This is a genomic window from Acinetobacter sp. BIGb0196 (assembly GCF_011759595.1).
In the GTDB taxonomy this organism is placed as follows: Bacteria; Pseudomonadota; Gammaproteobacteria; order Pseudomonadales; family Moraxellaceae; genus Acinetobacter; species Acinetobacter guillouiae.
Map to the genome: position 1 here is coordinate 2,131,862 of NZ_JAAOZA010000001.1, position 21,160 is coordinate 2,153,021.

Annotated in this window: 16 protein-coding genes; 11 read left to right on the forward strand and 5 right to left on the reverse strand. The window is 34.4% G+C overall.

What is annotated here, in order from left to right; translation table 11 throughout:
* Positions 1-6 precede the first annotated feature (6 nt).
* Both FHR28_RS09695 and FHR28_RS09700 read right to left on the reverse strand, forming a co-directional pair.
* A complete protein-coding gene (locus FHR28_RS09695; RefSeq protein WP_096734127.1) occupies positions 7-168 on the reverse strand; it encodes a rubredoxin in 162 nt (53 codons plus the stop codon).
* A 1-nt stretch (position 169) separates the two neighbouring features.
* On the reverse strand, positions 170-1,075 hold the full coding sequence (locus FHR28_RS09700; protein WP_166782480.1) for a fatty acid desaturase: 906 nt from the start codon (positions 1,073-1,075) through the stop codon (positions 170-172).
* 321 nt (positions 1,076-1,396) lie between these two features.
* Between FHR28_RS09700 and FHR28_RS09705 the strand changes: the two genes are divergently transcribed.
* On the forward strand, positions 1,397-1,834 hold the full coding sequence (locus tag FHR28_RS09705) for a DUF2147 domain-containing protein (protein WP_105712623.1): 438 nt from the start codon (positions 1,397-1,399) through the stop codon (positions 1,832-1,834).
* Positions 1,835-1,899: 65 nt separating this feature from the next.
* On the opposite strand, the gene FHR28_RS09710 is transcribed toward FHR28_RS09705, so the two are convergent.
* Positions 1,900-3,075: a hypothetical protein gene (locus FHR28_RS09710; RefSeq protein ID WP_166782481.1), complete on the reverse strand. Its 1,176-nt coding sequence runs from the start codon at positions 3,073-3,075 to the stop codon at positions 1,900-1,902.
* Positions 3,076-3,356: 281 nt separating this feature from the next.
* Here FHR28_RS09710 and FHR28_RS09715 point away from each other — a divergent pair, with 281 nt between their 5' ends.
* The 9 genes from FHR28_RS09715 (at position 3,357) to metC (ending at position 16,684) form a co-directional block, all read left to right on the forward strand.
* Positions 3,357-4,799 (forward strand): aldehyde dehydrogenase family protein, encoded by a 1,443-nt coding sequence (locus tag FHR28_RS09715; protein ID WP_166782482.1) that lies wholly within the window; start codon positions 3,357-3,359, stop codon positions 4,797-4,799.
* Between the two features lie 27 nt (positions 4,800-4,826).
* Complete coding sequence (locus FHR28_RS09720) at positions 4,827-5,933, forward strand: NAD(P)-dependent alcohol dehydrogenase (RefSeq protein WP_151958052.1); 1,107 nt, start codon at positions 4,827-4,829, stop codon at positions 5,931-5,933.
* A gap of 27 nt (positions 5,934-5,960) precedes the next feature.
* Positions 5,961-7,511, forward strand: a complete 1,551-nt coding sequence (locus tag FHR28_RS09725; RefSeq protein ID WP_166782483.1) for an AMP-binding protein — start codon at positions 5,961-5,963, stop codon at positions 7,509-7,511.
* Between the two features lie 27 nt (positions 7,512-7,538).
* A complete protein-coding gene (locus FHR28_RS09730) occupies positions 7,539-8,753 on the forward strand; it encodes an NAD(P)/FAD-dependent oxidoreductase (RefSeq protein ID WP_166782484.1) in 1,215 nt (404 codons plus the stop codon).
* Positions 8,754-8,877: 124 nt separating this feature from the next.
* Positions 8,878-11,475: a helix-turn-helix transcriptional regulator gene (locus FHR28_RS22075; RefSeq protein ID WP_166782485.1), complete on the forward strand. Its 2,598-nt coding sequence runs from the start codon at positions 8,878-8,880 to the stop codon at positions 11,473-11,475.
* A gap of 154 nt (positions 11,476-11,629) precedes the next feature.
* Complete coding sequence (locus tag FHR28_RS09740; RefSeq protein ID WP_166782486.1) at positions 11,630-12,721, forward strand: OmpW/AlkL family protein; 1,092 nt, start codon at positions 11,630-11,632, stop codon at positions 12,719-12,721.
* A gap of 167 nt (positions 12,722-12,888) precedes the next feature.
* Positions 12,889-14,031 carry an acyl-CoA dehydrogenase family protein gene (locus FHR28_RS09745; protein ID WP_228722050.1) on the forward strand — a complete coding sequence of 381 codons (1,143 nt, stop codon included), beginning with the start codon at positions 12,889-12,891 and terminating at the stop codon, positions 14,029-14,031.
* 306 nt (positions 14,032-14,337) lie between these two features.
* Positions 14,338-15,108 (forward strand): enoyl-CoA hydratase/isomerase family protein, encoded by a 771-nt coding sequence (locus FHR28_RS09750; protein ID WP_228722051.1) that lies wholly within the window; start codon positions 14,338-14,340, stop codon positions 15,106-15,108.
* A gap of 406 nt (positions 15,109-15,514) precedes the next feature.
* Positions 15,515-16,684 carry a cystathionine beta-lyase gene (gene metC / locus FHR28_RS09755; RefSeq protein ID WP_151958000.1) on the forward strand — a complete coding sequence of 390 codons (1,170 nt, stop codon included), beginning with the start codon at positions 15,515-15,517 and terminating at the stop codon, positions 16,682-16,684.
* A gap of 100 nt (positions 16,685-16,784) precedes the next feature.
* On the opposite strand, the gene FHR28_RS09760 is transcribed toward metC, so the two are convergent.
* Together FHR28_RS09760 and FHR28_RS09765 are read right to left on the reverse strand one after the other, a co-directional pair.
* On the reverse strand, positions 16,785-18,986 hold the full coding sequence (locus tag FHR28_RS09760; RefSeq protein ID WP_374759587.1) for a TonB-dependent siderophore receptor: 2,202 nt from the start codon (positions 18,984-18,986) through the stop codon (positions 16,785-16,787).
* A 358-nt stretch (positions 18,987-19,344) separates the two neighbouring features.
* Positions 19,345-20,259 carry a LysR substrate-binding domain-containing protein gene (locus FHR28_RS09765; protein ID WP_166782487.1) on the reverse strand — a complete coding sequence of 305 codons (915 nt, stop codon included), beginning with the start codon at positions 20,257-20,259 and terminating at the stop codon, positions 19,345-19,347.
* A 120-nt stretch (positions 20,260-20,379) separates the two neighbouring features.
* Here FHR28_RS09765 and FHR28_RS09770 point away from each other — a divergent pair, with 120 nt between their 5' ends.
* Positions 20,380-21,084, forward strand: a complete 705-nt coding sequence (locus tag FHR28_RS09770) for an SDR family oxidoreductase (RefSeq protein ID WP_166782488.1) — start codon at positions 20,380-20,382, stop codon at positions 21,082-21,084.
* The last annotated feature ends 76 nt before the right edge of the window (positions 21,085-21,160 follow it).

Here is a 21,160-nt window from a genome sequence, read left to right on the forward strand (position 1 = left end):
TAAGTTTTAAAATATTTCCTCAAAATCTTCTTTAGTTGCGCCACAATCTGGACACATCCAATCATCTGAAAATTGATCCAAAGATGTTCCCGGTGCTATTCCATCTTCAGGAATTCCAACTTTTTCATCATAAATAAACGAACAATATCGACATTGCCATTTTTTCATCTTATCTACTCACATCATTTTTCATTTTTGTCTGATCGCTTTTTATTGGTGCAAGACCAAAAGTTTTTATAATCAAAGGATCATTGGCGACATGATGCTCATGTTTTAATTTCCACAGTTTCAGCATACGGTAGAAGGGTGCAGTAGGATAAAGATGATGCATTAAATGATAATTTTGGTAGGTAAGTAATGGAGTAAGTAACCATTCAGCACCAGGGCGTACATTCGTTGCTCGATACTCATTTTCTTTCGCTGTGCTTTGAAATGGCTCATGTGGCAAGAATACAAATGCAGTCACAAATAAGAATGAACTAATCCTTGTTGGTAAAATCCATAACATAAGCGCTTCAAGACCATATCCAAAATAAATTAGAGCTGCTAAAACGCCAATTATTGAAGCGAAATGAACCACTAAGTGAGGTAATAAACGTTTACGCATTGCCTGACTAGCGCGCAAAAAGAAATACTTGGAATAAAAGTAGTCAAAATTGCTCCAACGTAATGGAAAGAAAATATCCATCTTATGTCCAAAATAATCTGGATCATTTTCTTTTTCATTGGTACAGCGATGGTGCTGCATATGGATAAAACGTGCTAGATTGAATGGCGCGATAGGACCAAAGAAAATCATGCCTATATGGCCTGGAATTTCATTGATCCATTTTATTCGCGAAAATGCACCATGAGATGCATCATGTATTGGGCTAAATAAAAAATAGATTGTAAATCCATTAATGATCATGCCAATCCATAGTGGAACCATCCCAAGGATTACACAGTAATCGACAATTGCCAGAATGCTTAGACAGATGATAAACAAGAATAAAGTTGGTAAAGCAATCAAAGGGGCTTTAGTTAACTCGCGTAATGCGTGATCGGATGGAGTAGATTTATTGATCGTTCTCATTGTCATTTCCTTGGTTTTCACCCTGATGTAATTTGCTATCTTTATCAAGATGACAAAAAAATAGAAAAAATAAACCTGAGAAAAAGGTTGGTTTTTGCCTTTGCGTTTTTCGATTCGTTATTTCTACTTGGCTGATGGCTAAAATATATGCCTGATCAAACTCTAAATTAGTTCTTTGTGATGAATAAATGAGAGCCACCTTTTGATAGCTTATTTTTGGTTGTTTTTTAATTCAGGTATTAAAAAATAATAAATTTTCTGAAACTCATATGAGTTTAGCTTCTGGCTTGAAAATAAGGCCATAAATAAAAGGATACTTTTATGAATAAAATTTTAATTTTAGCAGCAAGTGCTTTTCTAGCTTCAACTTCCTGGGCAAATGATTCGATTCAAGGCACAAAATGGAAGACCATTGATGATAAAACTGGCAAGCCCAAATTTCTTATAGAAATTAAAAAAGTAAAAGATAATACCTATAATGGCAGTATCATAGATGTATTTGATGTAGAAAATAAATTGACCTGTAAAACTTGTAACGGTAGGTTAAGGGGAAAACGCCTACAGGGTACGACCGTAATTAATAATTTAAAATTAGTAGAAAATGGAAAATTTAAAGATGGAAAAATTTTAGACCCAGATTCTGGTCGTACTTATAGTCTAGAAGGTGAGTTGGTTGAAAACGGAAAAAAACTGAAGCTTCGAGGTTATTTAGGAATTTCAGCACTGGGTAGAAGCCAAATTTGGTTAAGGGTTAATTAGAGCCTGTAAATAAAAATTCTTTTGCACTGATTCTCGGTATTGCATATTTAGTTCAATACCTAGAATTAAACTTTTTCGATAATCGTAATCTGGATACAATCTTTTTTATCATATTGAATTTGCATACCATATCTCGCCTGAGTGGTTATTAATGCATGGCATAGCGTCGTCATCATACGGGTACTTATAGATCCACATGACTCTCCAAGGGCTAATGTTCCACCATGAATATTTAATCTGTCTGGGTCAGCCCCTAGAACACTCAACCAAGCGAGAGGTAGGGGTGTAAAAACCTCATTCATTTCATAGAGATCAATTTGATTAATGGTCAATCCTGTTTTTTCTAGTGCATTTTGTGTGGCAAAAAATATATTTGCATCAATGTCCTTGTGGTTGGACTGCAAGCTATTCATATACAAAATTCGTGCGATTGGTGGCGTTTTCAATAATTTTAAACCTCGATCATTAGCAATGATTAATCCAGATGCACCATATGTATTGGAACTGATATGTTTAGATGTCATCGGGAGATCAGGTAAAATAGTCGGAGATTTAGTAAAAATTGACCAAGAAATATATTCAATTATAGATTCATCCTGGATACGCATAGGGGATGCAGAGGAATTTTCAAAGTTGTGTAGCATTGGAATGATTTCAGCTTCGAATTTATTTGCTTGCCAGGCACTGAGTGCCTTAAAGTGGCTATTAAAACTATAATAATCAAGCAAATCTCGATTTAATCGATATTTTTTCAATAATTCCATAGCATAGCTTAATTGCTTCACTGAAAGCATATGAGCGTTTTGATTTAAAGCAGTATCCTTTAAAAAAAATCTAGATTTGTTTGCATCATTGGGCATCCACATCTGCTGATCACGGCTGAGATGATTTTCGACTCCTGAAGCAATAACAATATCGTGTGTTTCAGACATTACAATTTGCGCAGCATAGTGTAAGGTTTGCTGTGCAGTATTATGTTGATATTCAAGCCTATTTACCAGTTGTTGTGGGGATAGTATCGAGTGTGCTAAAGCGTCATTTGTCATTTTTTTGATATTTGCATTTGGATGATTTACGAAACCGATTAAAACACGTTCAATAAATTCAGGATCACATTTAGTTTTTAGAATCAATGAATTAAAAACAAAAGATAATAATTCACTTGGATTAAATGACGAAATTATTCCATGACTTAAGCCGTTAACTGTACGCGTCGCAGCAATAATATAGGCTTGTCCCATCTGAATTCCTTGCTTGCCAAAGTGATCTAGATAGAAAAATTGTATAAATATTTTTTTTAAATACATCGACCATATGGACTAATTATAAGGATTAAGATGATCTCACATCGAATTAAATATCAAAAAACAATTACTTATGATTAATTAAAAAATTTTGATTTTAGATTAGTCCTTTTTGACGATGTACATTCTTTTTTAATCATCCATAGTAAAAAGTAAGGAATATTAGCACTTTCATTAAGGTTTTATGTCGGGCGAATTTATTTGAAAGGAATACAAGAATGAATGCTGAAACTTTGCACTTTTCAGAGTCTGAAAAAAATGTTTCAAATGATGAATTATTACGTGTCTTTAAGATACAACAGCCAACTGCTTTAAGATTACGTAATTCAACTGTTGGTCAAAGAATTGCTAAATTAAAAAAATTGCGTAAAAGCATAGAAAATAATAAAGCCCACATTATTGCTGCTGGTGCTGCTGATTTTAATAAACCAGCCATGGAGTTAGAGATTACTGAAATTTTATCAGTCCTAATGGAGCTTGAGCATACTTGTAAACATTTAAAAACGTGGCTAAAACCCAAAAAAATTAAAACAACGATGATGATGTTGGGCACATCATCACAAGTACGTTACGAGCCTAGAGGTCGCTGTCTCATTATTTCTCCTTGGAACTATCCATTGACATTGACCTTAGGGCCGCTTATTCCAGCAATTGCATCTGGAAATACTATCATTATTAAAACGTCTGAATTGACACCAAATTTATCTAAAATTATGGTGAAAATAATTCGTGAAACATTTGAGGAAAACGAAGTTGCTATTTTTGAAGGTGATGCTTCTGTTGCTACAAGTTTATTAACTTTACCTTTCGATCATATTTTCTTTACTGGATCACCTGCTATTGGAAAAGTGGTGATGACCGCAGCGGCTAAAAATTTAACCAGTGTAACTTTGGAGCTTGGCGGTAAGTCGCCCATCATTATCGATGAAACTGCTGATTTGGATATGGCAGTGAAAACGCTTGCTTGGGGTAAATTTTTGAATTGTGGTCAAACCTGTGTAGCACCAGATCATTTATATATTGCTGAAAATATTAAAGATAAATTTATTTCCAAGTTCAATCAACATATTTCAAATATATATGGTGAAGGTGAAAATGTAAAAAATGCCCAGTTGGCACGTATTGTAAATGAACGTCACACAGCCCGTATTGCACATTTGCTCGATGATGCAAAAGAAAAAGGTGCAGAAGTGCTCTATGGTGGGATTGTTATACTAGAAAAATGTTTTATTTCCCCTACATTACTTACAAATATTCCAGCTGATGCTGCAATCATGCAAGAAGAAATTTTTGGACCAATATTACCCATTATTGCGTTTAAAAATATTCAAGAAGTATTAGATCAAATTAATGCTACTCCAAAGCCATTAGCATTGTACGTCTGGAGTAAAGATAAAGTGCGTATTGAGCATGTGATTCAGAATACGAGTGCTGGAGGAACCTGCATTAACCATACTATGGTGCATTTTCTTCAAAATAATTTGCCTTTTGGGGGCGTAAATAATTCTGGAATTGGTAATTACCATGCTGAGTGGGGGATTAAAGCTTTTTCACATGAACGTGCAATTTTAAAAACGAACATGCTTTTGACTCACATATTCTACCCGCCATATACCAAAAAAACACGATGGGTTCTAGATTTCCTGTTTAAGGTTATATGAAAAAGATCATAGAAAAGGAATTTAATAATGAAAATTATTGCTGCTGTTTCATACGGTCCAAGTCAGCCTTTTAGTATTCAACAACTGGATCTTACTGGACCAAATGATGAAGAAGTATTGGTTAAAATTGTTGCTGCTGGAATTTGTCATACAGATCTTGTTGCGCATGCAGGTGTTTTTCCTATTATTTCGCCAGCAGTACTTGGTCATGAAGGGGCAGGAGTTGTAGAGAAAATTGGTAAAAAAGTATCTAAAGTTAAAGTTGGTGATCATGTCGCAATGAGTTTTTCCTCATGCGGTGAATGTAATAGTTGTAAGAAAAATCAGCCAGCATATTGTTATTTCTTTACGTCTTTAAATTTTGCAGGCATCCGAAAAGATGGCCCAATCTTGCATGATTCCAAACAAAATCCTATCGGTTGCAGTTTTTTTGGACAATCGTCCTTTGCAAGTCATGCCGTAGCTCACCAACGTAATGTGGTTTCAGTACCTAAAAATATCCCATTAGAGTTAATTGGACCATTAGGTTGTGGTATACAAACTGGTTTTGGTGCAATTACCCGTTCTTTAGCATGTGAACTTGACTCGTCAGTATTGATTATTGGTGGGGGTACGGTTGGTTTAGCCGCAGTAATGGCTGCTGTAATTCAGAAATGTAAACATATTATTTTGATTGAACCTTATGAAGCTAGACGTCGCTTAGCGCTTGAGTTAGGTGCAACAGCAGTGATTAATCCGCACGAGCAAGACATTGAAAGTGAAGTCCATAAGATACTACCAGATGGGGTTAATTATGCATTAGATACCTCAGGAGTAAACATCGTTATGGAGCATGTCTTTAATGTTCTGGCGCCCAAAGCCATTTATGGATTTGTAGGTGTACCGCAAAAGATTGAACAAAAATTACCTGGCACTGTTATGCAAATGGTACCGGCTGGGATCTGCTTTAAGGGAATTATTGAAGGTGATAGCGATCCAGATCGGTCTATTCCTGAATTAATTCGCTATTACGAAAAAGGGCAATTACCCATTGATAAATTGATCAGAACTTACCCATTCGAGCAAATCAACGAGGCCATTGCTGCTAATCATCTTGGGGATTGTATCAAGCCTGTCTTATTAATCAGTCAGTAAGTTAGATATTAATAAAAGGATAAAAGTATGAATGTTGAGAATACAATCCGCTATGCAGGAATATATGCTACAAAAACCCCCAATAAAGCAGCGATCATTATAGCTGAAACTCAACAATCTTTAAGTTATAAGGATTTACATGAATATGCATTAAAATTTGTGAATATTTATGATTCATTCGGCTTGCTATATGGTGATCATGTTGCTTTTTTGACAGAAAATCGAATTGAGTGTCCCGCTTTACAATGTGGTGCTCACTATGCAGGTTTGTATTACACCTTTATTAATACTCGCTTAAAACTCCCTGAAGTGCTTTATATTGTCGAAGACTGTGATGCAAAAATCATTATTTTGAGTGCTCAATATTGTACCCAAGAATTGGTAGATGCGATTCAACAATTAGAAAAAAAACCAATCATATTCGTTTTAGATGATTCAAATGTTTCTGGCATTATTAAACTTGATTCTCTTTTAAAAATGGCATCTATACAAGTAAATCGAACACTACTTGAAGGGAATGAAATGTTATATTCGGCAGGAACGACTGGTCAGCCGAAGGGTATTAAACCTGAATTGACTAGATTGCCTGTAGGTACAACAGAAATTATTGCAAATCAGGTTGAAAAAGCTTTTGCCGTAACGGACCAGACGATCTATTTGTCACCAGCGCCATATTATCATGCAGCACCAGTTAAATGGTGCAGAGCGATATTAACTCTGGGTGGTACAGTGGTGCTAATGGAAAAATTTGAAGCTGAAAAAGCATTAGAAACGATAGAAAAATATAAAATTACCCATAGTCAGTGGGTACCAACAATGTTTCATCGCATTCTGGATTTGCCACTCAGTATTCTTAATCAGTATGACTATTCAAGTTTGAAAGTTGTTATCCATGCAGCTGCACCATGTTCCATTCCAACCAAGCAGAAAATGATTGAATGGTGGGGACCAATTATCTATGAGTATTATGGTAGTACTGAGCAAATTGGCATGACCATGTCAAATACTCAGGATTGGATTGATCATCCTGGTACAGTGGGTCGGGCAATTTATGGAGTTGTCCATATTCTTGATGATGGAGGTGAAGAACTATCAACAGGAAAAATTGGAAATGTATATTTTTCTGACTCTGCAAAATTTTCATATCATAAAGATCCTGCAAAAACTCTAGACGCTTATAACATTAAAGGTTGGGCATGTGTGGGAGATATCGGTTATCTAGACGAAGATAAATTCTTATATTTGACTGATCGTAAAAGTAATATGATTATCTCTGCTGGAGTTAATATTTATCCTCAAGAAACTGAAAACATCTTGATTCAACATAGTGAAGTCATGGATATTGCCGTGATTGGCATCCCACATCCATATTTTGGTGAATCTGTGCATGCGGTGGTTCAATTGTATAATCATCATCGTGCAAGCGATGACTTAATAAAAGAATTGGATAGTTTTTGCCGAAGCCATATTTCTTCCATCAAATGCCCACGCAGTTATGAATTTCGTCAGGATTTACCTCGCGAACCCAACGGAAAGTTGTTGAAGCGTTTATTACGTGATGAATATTATTTGAAATAATTAAACGATGTGAAGGGGGGCTGCTAGATGAGTCAGAAATGTATCATTATTGGGATGAGTCATGCAGGTATCCATCTTGCAACATCATTAAGACAGTATGGGTGGCAAGGTGAAATATTGATGATTGGCAATGAGGATATATTGCCTTATCATCGCCCACCACTTTCAAAGGGATTCCTAAAAAAACAATCTAATATAGCTTTGATTCATCCTGAATCAGATTTTGAGAAATATCAGATTCAATTTCGATTATCTACATCGGTAGACTTTATTCAAATTCATAACAAAAGCATTGTATTGGATTCTGGTGAAGAAATAAATTATGACAAATTAGCTTTGTGTACGGGTGGGAGAGTTCGAAAACTAAATATTCGCGGTTCTACGTTAAAAGGCATACATTATCTGAGAGATATTCGTGATGCTCAAAAACTACGAGAGCATCTTAAATATGTTAAAAAAGTCGTCATTATTGGTGCTGGATTTATCGGATTAGAAATTGCAGCAGTATTAATAGAACAAAGCATTAAAGTGACAGTTCTCGAAGTGAATTCAAGAATTTTGTCAAGAAATCTTGATGAAGTTATGTCGAATTACTTTATTCAACTTCATGCTGAGCATGGTGTTGAAATAAAAACGAATATTGATATTCGGGAAATTCAAGGGAAGCACCATGTAGAAAGTGTGATATGCGATGATGGTTCTAAATTCGATACAGATGCTGTCATCATCGGCATAGGTGTGATACCCAATGTAGAATTAGCATTAACTGCAGATCTAGAAGTTGAAAATGGAATTGTCGTAGATAAATTTGCATGTACCTCCAACGTAGATATCGTCGCTGCTGGTGATTGTACTTTGTTTCCTAGCGACCATTTACAACGATCAGTTCGAATGGAGTGCTTAGCAAATGCAGCTGATCAAGCCAAAACGGCAGCAGCTACACTCAGTGGAAATTCAATCCCGCATAGTGCTTTACCATGGTTTTGGTCTGAACAATATGATAAACGTTTACAAATAGCTGGTGTAATAGATCACTATGATCAAGTCATTATTAGGCAGGACTTCACAAATGGTGGATTTTCAAGATTATACTTTGAAGGTAATGTGCTAAAAATGGCAGTCTGTGTAAACTCAGCCAAAGATTTTATTGCATCAAAGCAACTGATTGTACAAAAACCTGCTATAGATTTAAAACTAGTGCAAACGGAGGCTAATTTAAAACAATGTGTGCTTAAAAAATAATCATAATTTCATTGTAAATCAAAAAAAATATACCCTACAATAAAGATATCGGAAGAAATTATCATTATTAAAACAACGATAGAGAATTTTTAAATAATGATAACTTATTTATGGAAGAAAGATAATGCTTTCAACAAATCAAGGAAGGCACAATAGGAATGAAAATATTTATGTTCATTCTTGTTTTTATAAAGTTCGACAATCTATAGAGAATATCCAGCTCAATTTCTTATTTGCACCAGATGGTTATGGTAAGACATCAGTTTTGACCTACTGCTTTGAATATTTCGAGAAAATAAGTGATGATATTTGCTGCATTTGGCTAGATAAGACAAATTTTGACCTAAAGCAAGGAAGCTCTTCTCTGTTGACGGCTTTAAGTCATTTTTTTAATCATCAATTAGAACAAGATTCAACGATTGAAAAAATTTTACAAAGATATACTTCAGGTCAATGTTATATTTTTATTGATGATTATGAAAAAATAGAGTGCACTAGCTTTAATAATGAGATTGATGCTTTATTAGATATCAAAAAAGTTAACTGGCATGTCATCAGTGCATCACGTATATTTCCAAAATTTAAAATATCACATTTAGAGTTGAATCAGAAAATTAAAATATTCAATTCATCAAATTTAAGCTTTAATAGCTTCGAAGTTTCCGAATATTTAGATACGAATATTTCAAATAGTCAACTTGAGTTTATTTTTAATAAAACACAAGGATGGCCATATGCCATATCTATTTGTAAGGATTTATTAAATAATAAAGAGAATGTACGAAAGCTATTTGAGCTTTCGGGTGAGGATTATGCATTTTCACAGCTTTTTAAAGAACAAATTTTAGATAATTTGGATTCTGATATGCAAGAATTCCTGGTAGGTTTTTCTACCCTTGAAATGGCGAATGCTGAACTTTGCAACTATGCTTTAAAGTTCACTGATAGTAAATTCAGATTAAAACAGTTGTATCATAGCGGAGCATTTATAGAAAATATAGATCGAAATAATAGAGAATTTAAAGTTCATCCACTCTTACGTGAATTCATACTCAGTCAACAAGTTGATAATAAGTCAAAAAAAATACTTGTTCGAGCATCAATATGGTCAATTAGAAATCAATATTATAAAAAATCTGCTTATTATGCAAAATTAAGTCAAGACCCACATATTCAAAATCTAGTTATTGATAAAACCAGTGAAATTTTAGTTAAGAATTTAGGCGAATTACCTACAGTAATTAATTGGGTCAAGGAGTTAAAAGATGAGAAATATTTTAATTGGAATAAAATAATTTACTGGCTGGCATGGTCACTCGCATTTTCATATCAATGGGAGGAGTCAAAACAAAGAGTAAATGACCTCAGAGTGGCTTTACAAAATGATCAGTATCTAAATGAAATGGATTTTCAGTTTTATTCAGCTAAATTAGATTCGATTGAAATTGTCTTATTAACATTTCAGGATAAACGACAAATAAGTTTAGAAAAATCAAAATCTTGGTTTAAAAAAAATAAAAACACCGATAATTTTGATAAGGCAGTTGTATCTTGTGCAAGTTACTTAAGTTATAGATTGGATGTTGACTATGATTCAGCTCAAAAATCGATCGAATACGCACTACAAGTGATTAGAGATACAGACAGTATATATGGCGAAATTTGGGTTAATCTACTTTACGGCTTATTTATTTTTGATTGTGGTCTATATAATCGTGCACAAAAAATTTTAGAAAGGCAATTTTATAAAACAATTGAAGAAATAGGTGAAGATGCTTCTATTTTACCTACAATTTCACAACTATTATCAGCCATTTACTATGAATTAAATCAAATTTCAAAAGCTCAAGAATATGTTGAAATTGGATATAAAAATATTAAAAATCATGGTTTAGTTGAAACAGCATTCGCTGGAATTTCGACTTCTTATAAACTGCAAAAAAATTGGACTGACACACAAAATTTACGAGAGAACCTTCAAGATATTATCTCAATTTATCCGCAACGGCTAAAGATATTACTCAATTACCTGCAAGTTGAATTGTATTTACTTTCAAATAAAACTGAAAAAGGCGTTAGTTATTTAAATAGCATAGATATTAGCATGGAAGACAGTACTGATCAGTGCTTAGAAGTTAAAATATATCATAAATATATCAATATATTAGTACAATTGAATAAAAACAACCTAAAGTTGGCATGTAATCTTCTTGATGAATTCCTTTATGACAATCAATTGCAAAACAATCAATTTTTGCTCAGTAAAATTTTAATTTTAAAATCATTTATTGCCTTAAAATATGAAAACAATAAGAAAGAAGCATTGGATCGGATTAAACATGCTTTATTTTTGGCTACTGAAAATGGATATTTTAGCGTATTTATTGATTTTGAAAAATTTTCTATAGATTCACTTCAATTAATTAAGAGTTCAGCATCTACTTTAGATGAAAATTATAAAAATTTGATCAATGAATTGAGTAGCTATCTTCCTTTAGGTGATGAAAATGAGCAGATTAAATTTAATAAAGAAAATTTTTCAAAAAGAGAGCTAGAATTATTGGCCATGTTAGAATCAGGTTTAAAATACAAACAAATAGCAGATGAGCTATTTATCTCACTTTCAACTGTAAAATGGCATATTAATAATATTTATATAAAATTAGGTGTAAAAAATAGAACTGGGGCATTGGTTGTTGCTAGAAAATATGCATTAATTTAAAGAACACTACTTTTTTTTAGCAAAATAAAAAAATGGCTTTATGTCATCATTAAAAAATTTTAATAAATTAGTTCTTTTTGACGATACAAATGAATTCAATTTTGTCGTCAAATATTCATTCAAACTACTAAAACCTATTATCCAGGATGGATCCATGAAATTAAAAAATTATATATATACTTTAAGTATATGTGCTATATCTGCACAAACTGTTTATGCCACTCCCTATTTTAAATTGAGTGATAAAACAGATTTTAAACGCTATTCGATTTCTATCGGCTGGTTGTATGCCAAACCCTTAGGTGATGCAAATAATATAGATATTACGACAACGATCCCAGCAGGTAGTACTTATACAGTAGGTGATGTCACAACCCAGAATATTCTGGGTGCAATTGATCAATCAACAATTCAAGGGCAACAAGTACATACGGTAATTTCAACTATACAAGGTCTTGGTATATCAAGTCTTTCAGCTGATTTAAGTGGTACTGTTACTTTAAATCAACCCTCTAATTGGACGAGTCCTAATACTGGCCTGGAAGTTGAAGACATTAATACCCTAGGTATCATGTTTAATTATTATTTAAATGATAATATTTCGTTAGAACTTAAAGCGGGTATACCACCTAAGGTTAAGGCAAAAGGAATTGGTGAAATATATGCTCCTGTTATTGGTCAGGTTGATCTGCCGCCAACATCAACGGCACTTATTGGTACAAATAACATCCCCATTTCACAACAAATCTATGTAACTGATCTTGCTCAGTCCAAATATGCAATCGATACTAAAGTTTGGATGCCCGCAATTGAAGCCCATTATCAGTTTGGTATAAGCGGTATTAACAAATTTCGTCCATATGTTGGTGTTGGCATACTATATGCCTATTTAGAAAATGTAAAAATCAATTCAGGGATTGAAAATGATCTCATTCTTGCGGGTCATCGGGTGCAGAATATTCTCACAGGTAAAGCGGGGGATAGCCTCGCTGGCATAAGTTCAGATGCTAAACCGATTATTAAAATCAGCACCAGAAATACTTTTGCGCCAGTATTTAGTGTCGGATTTAATTATGACTTTAACTCGAATTGGTTTGCTGTAGCTTCATTGTCTTATTCGAAAATGGATGTTGACGCTAAAATTGATGTAAATAACCAAAATAACAATCAAAACCTGATTTCAGGAAAAGTTAAAATTGATGTTGATCCATTGATTAGTTACATGGGTATTGGCTATCGCTTTTAAAAAAGAACATTTATACATATCAAAGGCAAACAGTTAAATTAATACCTTTATCATGTACAAGTAATCTATAAAATGGAATGTCAAAAGTATCCATTTTGGAGGTGTGCTATACGGCACTTTTTGTTTTATTTATATAATTTTTCTTAATGATAATATGGAATATTCATATGGATATGCTAATCAGAAATTCTGAAAAAATGTTTAATGATATTTTTTTGCCTGAAGAAACCAAAGAAATTCGGAATGAAGCTCGAAATTTTGCTGAGAAGTATATTAAACCAAAAGCACCTTTATTAAATAATACTATAGAAAGTAAATCCAGTTTTCCAAGAGAAGTTTTTGATCTCATGGCTGAACATGGTTTATACCAAATTCCTTTTGCAAAAGATGTTGGAGGACGTGGTTTAAAATATCCAACTTTAGCGACTTTAACGGTTATGGAAGAGCTTGCTTATTATTCAGCTGGCACCACCTCTGCTTTATTTGATGGCCAAGCGCTATTGGTCGGCAATACGTTAAATAAAGCAAGCTCATATTTGCGAGAAAAGTATTTAAGTAAATTGGTAAAAGGTACCTTTGTTGGAGCATTCGCAACAAGTGAGCCATTAACTAGTACAGATTTAAGTGTTCAATCTATGCAGAGCTATGCCCAAAAAGTAGAAGGTGGCTGGATTGTTAATGCACATAAGCGCTGGATTACCAACTCAGTTGTTGCAGAATATATTTTGGTGTTATGCGCTACAGATAACGGTTTGACCATGTTTTTCATTGATATGGACAATAAAAATATTCATGTTGGAGATCCAGATATAAAAATGGGCAATAAGGCACAGCTTACAGCAGACGTACACATTAACGATGTTTTTATTTTAGATAGCTATGTTGTTGGTGAAGTTGGAAAAGGACTCAATGTTGCTTTAGCTGCTTTGACTCTTGGAAGAATGGGTATTGGTGCGATAGGCGTAGGCATGGCTCAATCAGCGCTTGATTATGCTATTCATTACAGCAAAAACAGAAAAGTTTTTGGTCAAGAGTTAGCCCGTTTTCAACATTGGCAATATACTTTTTCTGACCACGCACTCAATATTGAAAATGCCAGAAATTTATATATTAAAGCTGCTTATCGTTATGATATTGAAGGTAACGCAGAAATTGAAGCAGCAATGTCTAAAATTGCAGGCAGCCAATTAGCTGTAGAGGTCTCCCGAGATGCAATTCAAGTTTGTGGTGCATATGGCTTTGTCCAACAGCTTAAAGAAACAGGGGAATATTATCCACTGGAATCTATCTATAGAGATGCCAAAATTTGAGAAATCTATGAAGGCGCCAATGAAATTCAACGTTGGGTGATTGCACGGAATTTGTTTGGTAGAGCATTTTCTGGTTAATATTATTTAGTTTTCTCAAATATAAAATCAGCGTTTTTATCAATTTATCCAAAAATTTTCGAATAATAATTTCTTTCATAATTCTATTCATTTCTGTGTAAATACACTTTATATAAGCGATAGATAAATAGAACAATCTCATCGTTGAAAATTTTAAGGCAATCCATTTTTAAGCTGCAGGTTAATTATTTTAATCAGTATAAGGATTTAAGTATGTACAAGGAAATTTTGGTTACAGTACAAAATGATATAGCGTATATCAAGTTAAATCGACCTAAAAGCGGCAATGCCATCACGCTAAATCTTGCTGAAGAATTATTAAAGGCAGCTATTTATTGTGATCAAAATAAATTCATACGCTGTGTGGTTCTAAGTGCAGAAGGTCCCTTTTTTTGCACAGGCGGTGATTTAGAAGAGTTTCAAGCTGCTGGTGATAATATCTCAGAATTTTTAAGTAAACTTGCTGGAATTCTTCATCTCGCGATTTCCCGTTTTATTAGAATGAATAAACCACTTTTAGTTGCTGTAAATGGCACTGCAGCTGGTGCTGGTATGAGTTTATCGCTCATTGGTGACATCGTTATAGCAAAAGATTCAGCTCAATTTTGCCCAGCATATACTGGTATAGGACTCAGTCCTGATGCAGGGCTCACTTGGTATTTACCCAAAATTGTGGGTTTGCGACGAGCTCAGGAAATTTTAATGATAAATAAAAAAATGAGTGCAAATACGGCACTTGAATATGGATTATTAACAATGGTTTTTTCAGATGCAGACTTTGATCAACAAGTAAAAGAAAATGTAACTTTGTTGGCAAATCAGCCTTTGCCTGCACTCAATAATATTCGCCAATTACTACTTTCTAGCCATCAAAATAGTTTGGAAACTCATTTAGAGCTAGAAGCACGAGCTATTGCAGCAGTTAGTTTTGATATCACCGTTAAGGAGGGTATGGCTGCATTTTTAGAAAAAAGACGTCCAGATTTTAAAAAAGTTTGAAATACCACCGATCTCTGTTTAAATGAATTTAAACCACAATATGCTTGATGAAATTGTGATTTTAAGTATTTTCCAAACGCTAACGGATGGTCTAACTATTAGCGAGTAGCGAGCAATAAATAGTAGAAAAAGTAAATTACCAATAAAAATCAGATCTACGAATCATATTTTTAAACAAATGCCCCTTAAAAAATTATTTAATAAAGCAATAAGCATATCAATCAGCCACATTATAAATATTTACCTTATCATGTCATTATGGGAATAAAATTCCCATTAAATATTCAAATACGGATTTATATTCTATATTATTTGAAAAATAGTGATTTATTTAAAATAAAAATTCTATGCATTTTATCTATCATTAGTTGTAGAAATATTTGTTAGAAATCATGCAGGTGCTGCTATGAATCACTTTTGTACACAAGTCATAAATTTGGGAAGAACCCCTCAGCGTTTTGATGGTTTGGTGAACACACCTGTTTATCGAGGTTCAACTATCGTCGTCAATAGTTTTAAAGAATGGGAAGATCATAAGCAAAATGGTGGTGTTTATAAACATTATGGCCGTTTTGGTGCTGCTACAGCAAAGTCTTTTGAAAGTGCAATTAATGCATTAGAAGATGGTGCAGGATGCATGGTTTTCCCATCTGGACTATCGGCTTGTACTCATGCATTAATGGCATTTGTTGCAGCAGGTGATCATGTTCTGATTGCTGATAATATTTACGGGCCAACACGAAGTTTTGCAGACAGTATGTTGCCCAAACTGGGAATCCATGTTGAATACTTTAACTCATGTGATTTAGATGAGTTAAACAACAAAATTAATCAAAAAACCAGTGTGGTCTTTGTAGAGTCACCAGGTTCAATTACTTTTGAAATTAGCGATATTGCCGCAATCTCAGAAATAAGCCATCAAATGAATGCCAAGGTTTTAGTAGATAACTCTTGGGCAACCCCATTGTTTTTTCAACCTTTAAAACATGGAGCAGATGTCTCAATTCAGGCTGTCACAAAATATATTGGTGGGCATTCTGACATTCTCATGGGAACTGCAACAGCAAATGCAGCATCCATAGAGCAATTAAATAAAGTTGTACATTTTTTTGGTGAAACAACAAGTCCAGATGATATTTATCTAGCATCGCGTGGATTGCGTAGTTTAGCCGTTCGCTTAAAACAGCATGAAGAGAATGGCGTAATACTCGCTCATTATCTAAATGAACATCCAGCAATCGATCTGGTAAACCATCCAGCTTTAGTAATGAATCCATATCACAAATTATGGCAACAGAGCTTCTCTGGTTCTACAGGCTTATTCTCCTTTTACCTAAAACAAAACAATCCGCGCTTTGTAGAGGCTTTCTTTGATTCTTTAAAGCTTTTCCACATCGGATTGTCATGGGGTGGATTTGAAAGTCTGATTTTGCCAGTTGGTATACCTTATCGAACTCAAAGTCATTTGCCTAGTCGTGGATATTTGGTGCGCCTACATGCAGGACTTGAACATATAGACGATTTAAAAGCGGATTTGGATGAGGCTTTGGCTATTGCGCAGCGTGCGATAGCTTAATTTCATTATACTTTATCGTAAAATGAGACCTTAAATATCCAATATAGCAAGACTATAGAAGAAACCCTCTAATAAAATAGAGGGTTTAATTTAAAATGGATTAAAAATTATAGCGGACACTTAATGTGGCATTTCTTGGTGTACCCCAATTCATAGAGTTTGCACCAATACCTTCGTAGTATTTCTTGTCAAAAATATTGTCAACGTTCAGCTGAAGCTTAATATTTTTATCAACTTGATAGCCTAACATCGCACTAGCAAGTACAAAAGCATCTTGATCTATACGTGTATTTCCAGTACCCGTATAGTATTTACTCTTGTAATTTAAACCTAGTCCAGCACTCCATAGATCTACTTTATATTTCACAAATAGATTAGATGTTGTACGTGAATTCGTTGTATTAACCTTTACACCTTTTGCATCTTTTGCTTCAAAATTAGCAATACCAAAATTAACGCCCCAGTGTTCATTAATTTCCCCATCTGCTTCAAATTCAAAGCCTTTACTTTCAACTCCATCTACACCACGATAAGCTTGTTCATTTGTAAGCTGACCATTACGTACAATAAATTGTCCTGTTATTGCTTCAGCAAAATTAGATTGTTCAATGCGGAATAGTGATAAAGCTGTATTTAAACGTCCACCAAACCATTCACTTTTTAAACCAGCTTCGTAGTTTTTACCATTCGCAGGATCTAGATATTGATCATTCACACCTTTACGGCTTTGTGGTTTAAAAATGTCTGTATAGCTGACATAAACAGAATGATCTTTTGCAAAATCATAAATAGCACCAATATAAGGTGTTACTTCATTGTTAAATTCACGATTGCCTACACCATTTTCAGACTCATATTTCCAATTAGATAATCGCGTCCCTGCAATCACTTTTAATGGATCGAGAATTTGAAATTTACCAGAAATATAAGCTGAAGTTTGAGTCGTTTGATTCAGAGCATTTACACCATTCAAAATGACAGATTGAAGTAGTGGTTGTGCCATATTGTTATAGTCGAGCGGACCGCCTAAATACTTCTCGACTTCATTTTTAGTATTGGATCCCCCAAAAATATCCTTGGTCTTCTCATTTCTATTCCATGAACCACCAATAATTATTTCTTGTGGGCGGTTAAATAGTGTAAAAGGCGCGTTGATGAAAAGATCAATGTTATTTTCTTCATTCCTTGCTTCAGAGCCATATACTGAAACATTATCTGTGATTTTACCTGTCTTAGGATCAGGTTTATTTTTCAGTGGGCTGGTATTGGTTGCTTTGTTTACTTGCCCTCCAGTGTAAAGCAGAAGGGTATTTACATCTTCTTTACGAAAGGTATATGCAACATTTAAATTAACATCATTGAATAAATTCTGTTTTAAATTGGCGAATACTGCTGTGGTATTTACATCCCAAAAAGTCCAAGGTGCAGTTACCGTTAAGCTTCGATCAAAGTTAGTACGACTTCCATCATCATAAAATGCTGGAGTGCCTCCCCAACGAATACCATCACGTTGTAACTCTTGATAAGTTGCGCCTAGTGACATACTAGTTTTATCACTCAAATCGTAATCAATCGCACCATAAAATACATTGCGTTCTTTTTCATAAAAATCCATAAAGGATTTTTCATCAGCATGTTTGACGAACATACGTCCACGAAGTGAACCATCTTCGTTCAGTGGAGTAGAAATATCCGCAGAGCTACTCCATGCATTCCAAGAACCGAATGAAGTGCTCAGATTACCCGTCAATTCTTTTGCATTGGCATGTTTACGGACCATATTCAGCCCCATTGCAGGGTTACCAGCACCTGTGGTAAGTCCATTTGCACCTTTAACAACTTCTACACGATCATAAATATCTAAATCAAGGTCACCTGCACCTAAGTTTGTGGTACTCGGCATTCCATCTATTAAATAGTAATCGACCTGAAAGCCTCGAGCGTAAACAGACTGACGTTCATCGGTACGCGAGGTTGAAACACCTGTAATGGTATTCATTAAATCTTGAAAAGAATCAATGTTTCGGTCATCTAAATATTCACGTGTTAAAACTTTGACAGATTGAGGTGTTTCACGAAGGGACAAGTTTAATTTTGTTGAAGTATTTGTACTTTTGGCTGTATAGCTTTGAGTCCCTTCTGTAATCGCTGAATTTTCACTTTTTGCTTGTATTTTGATTGTTGGTAAAGCCACTGTTTCTGTTTTTTCTTCCGCATAAACAACAGATGGAATAGTTAAAGCCATAGAAAGTACTAGAGGATGCATTTTAAATGCATGTCTCAAAGGGAAGAAGTTGTACATAAGATTAATTCCATAATAAAAAATGCGCGCTATCGGTTTTCTGCCTTTCTATTGCTTTGAACCTGTTACGGACGGAAAAGCGTTACAAAAAGTAACATATGGATAATTAATTATCAATAATGATTCTCATTAAATTATATAAATCATTATTCTTATTATTTATATATAAAATATATAATTAATTTTGTTAACAAGTCATGTTTTTATAAAAGATTTTGAATTTTGTTATGCTGTATAGAATAGGGTGAAAATTGCGAATTTATTTTTTATAAAGAAAAACAGAATATCTTTTTAAATTAACTATGAACTTAAAAAATATTTTAATATCAACATACTAAGCCTCATCTTCAACACGAGTTTAATCAGATGCTTTTGGCTGATCAAATTGAGTAAATAGCCAATGATGAACTTTCGATAAGGCTTCAGCACCAACGGTATGACGTGGATAAACGACATAAAATCCTGTTTCCATGGCTAACTCCTGTGGAAAAACTTTAACCAGTATTCCAGACGCTAACTCTGAATGTACAAATATTGGATGGGTTAAAGTAACTCCTTGAGCAGCAATAGCAGCATCAATCGCAAGTGCAGTCTGATTAAAGCGGATATTTTTAAATAGATTTTGCGTATTATTGAATTTTAATTTCTCAATAAAATGCGGCCAAAGATTATGTGCATCATGTAATAAGGTGAACTGGTCTAAGGTGCTGATCTCTAAAGATTCCTGATTTGATAGCTTAAGTGACTTGATTAACTCAGGACTTGCCACCGCAATAAAGGTGTCTTGCAACAGTAATTCAGTATTTAAACCTGTACCAAATGGTGGTTTACCATAACGAATTGCCAAATCAACAGCATCATTTTGAAAATGGGAAACTCGTTCTGTAGCCAAAATCTGCAAATCAATATCAGGATGAGATTGTCTAAATTGATTTAATCGAGGAATTAACCATTTCGCTGCAAAAGTTGGTGTAACACTCAATGTAATCTGCTGATTTGAATGGTGAAACGATTGAGTTGCCTCAAAAATTAAACTAAAAGCCTGAGTAATGCTCGCGGCATATTTTCGACCATTAGCTGTTAAGTTTACGCCTTTCGAATGTCTCTCAAATAACTTTATTCCCAATTCTTCTTCTAAATGACGGACATGCTGCGCAATTGCACTTTGAGTGACATGTAACTCTTCGGCAGCGAATTTAAAATTTAAATGCCGACTGGCGGCCTCAAAGGCCTTTAATGCGTTCAAAGGTGGTAAGCGATTGAGTAACGTCATACTATAGTTTTTCTACATTCAATTAAGAGAAAAGGTCAAACCAGATCAACGGAGCTTAATGCTATTCTAGTTGCAGTATTTATATATATTCGATCATAAAACATTTAGAGGATAGCACAAATGACTGTAGAAAAAGTAGCATTAATCATGGCTGGTGGAAGTGGTATGGGGGCAGCCGCCGCACGAAAATTACATCAAGATGGCTACCATGTGGGTATTCTTTCTTCTTCAGGTAGAGGAGAAGAGCTTGCTAAACAACTCGACGGCATTGGCGTAACAGGTACCAATCAATCTACAGCTAATATCAACAAGCTGATTGAGCAAACATATCAAAAATGGGGGAGGATTGATGTTTTAGTCAATAGTTCAGGACACGGTCCACGTGCGCCTATTTTGGAAATCACTGATGAACAATGGCATTTAGGTTTAGATACTTATTTAATGAATATTATTCGCGCCACTCGCTTAGTCATTCCGATCATGGAAAAGCAGAATGCAGGGGTGATTATCAATATTTCGAGTGCGTGGACATTTGAACCCAGTGACCTGTTTCCGACTTCAGCTATTTTTCGTGCAGGACTGGCTTCGTTTACTAAAATTTTAGCGGATCAATATGCGGCAAAAAATATTCGTGTGAATAATATCTTACCAGGATGGATTGATAGTTTGCCTGAAACCGAACAACGTCGCCAATCTGTGCCGTTGCAACGCTATGGTACCAGTGAAGAAATTGCTGCAACTATCAGTTTTCTTGCTTCACAAGGCGCAGGTTATATCACAGGGCAAAATATTCGTGTAGATGGCGGTATCACTCGTTCAGTTTAATTCATGATGATGACCTTAGTTCAGCCTTATCAATGAGTTGATAAGGCTGAATAGAATAATCTAATGATTAGATACA

Excerpts from the sequence above, each read along its gene's own strand:
- FHR28_RS09725 (WP_166782483.1), top strand. The coding sequence starts at position 5,961 with ATGAATGTTGAGAATACAATCCGCTATGCAGGAATATATGCTACAAAA.
- FHR28_RS09715 (WP_166782482.1), top strand. The coding sequence starts at position 3,357 with ATGAATGCTGAAACTTTGCACTTTTCAGAGTCTGAAAAAAATGTTTCA.
- FHR28_RS09720 (WP_151958052.1), top strand. The coding sequence starts at position 4,827 with ATGAAAATTATTGCTGCTGTTTCATACGGTCCAAGTCAGCCTTTTAGT.
- FHR28_RS09740 (WP_166782486.1), top strand. The coding sequence starts at position 11,630 with ATGAAATTAAAAAATTATATATATACTTTAAGTATATGTGCTATATCT.
- metC (WP_151958000.1), top strand. The coding sequence starts at position 15,515 with ATGAATCACTTTTGTACACAAGTCATAAATTTGGGAAGAACCCCTCAG.
- FHR28_RS09695 (WP_096734127.1), bottom strand. The coding sequence starts at position 168 with ATGAAAAAATGGCAATGTCGATATTGTTCGTTTATTTATGATGAAAAA.
- FHR28_RS09745 (WP_228722050.1), top strand. The coding sequence starts at position 12,889 with ATGGATATGCTAATCAGAAATTCTGAAAAAATGTTTAATGATATTTTT.
- FHR28_RS09710 (WP_166782481.1), bottom strand. The coding sequence starts at position 3,075 with ATGGGACAAGCCTATATTATTGCTGCGACGCGTACAGTTAACGGCTTA.
- FHR28_RS09700 (WP_166782480.1), bottom strand. The coding sequence starts at position 1,075 with ATGAGAACGATCAATAAATCTACTCCATCCGATCACGCATTACGCGAG.
- FHR28_RS09765 (WP_166782487.1), bottom strand. The coding sequence starts at position 20,259 with ATGACGTTACTCAATCGCTTACCACCTTTGAACGCATTAAAGGCCTTT.
- FHR28_RS09730 (WP_166782484.1), top strand. The coding sequence starts at position 7,539 with ATGAGTCAGAAATGTATCATTATTGGGATGAGTCATGCAGGTATCCAT.
- FHR28_RS09705 (WP_105712623.1), top strand. The coding sequence starts at position 1,397 with ATGAATAAAATTTTAATTTTAGCAGCAAGTGCTTTTCTAGCTTCAACT.
- FHR28_RS09770 (WP_166782488.1), top strand. The coding sequence starts at position 20,380 with ATGACTGTAGAAAAAGTAGCATTAATCATGGCTGGTGGAAGTGGTATG.
- FHR28_RS09760 (WP_374759587.1), bottom strand. The coding sequence starts at position 18,986 with ATGTACAACTTCTTCCCTTTGAGACATGCATTTAAAATGCATCCTCTA.
- FHR28_RS22075 (WP_166782485.1), top strand. The coding sequence starts at position 8,878 with ATGCTTTCAACAAATCAAGGAAGGCACAATAGGAATGAAAATATTTAT.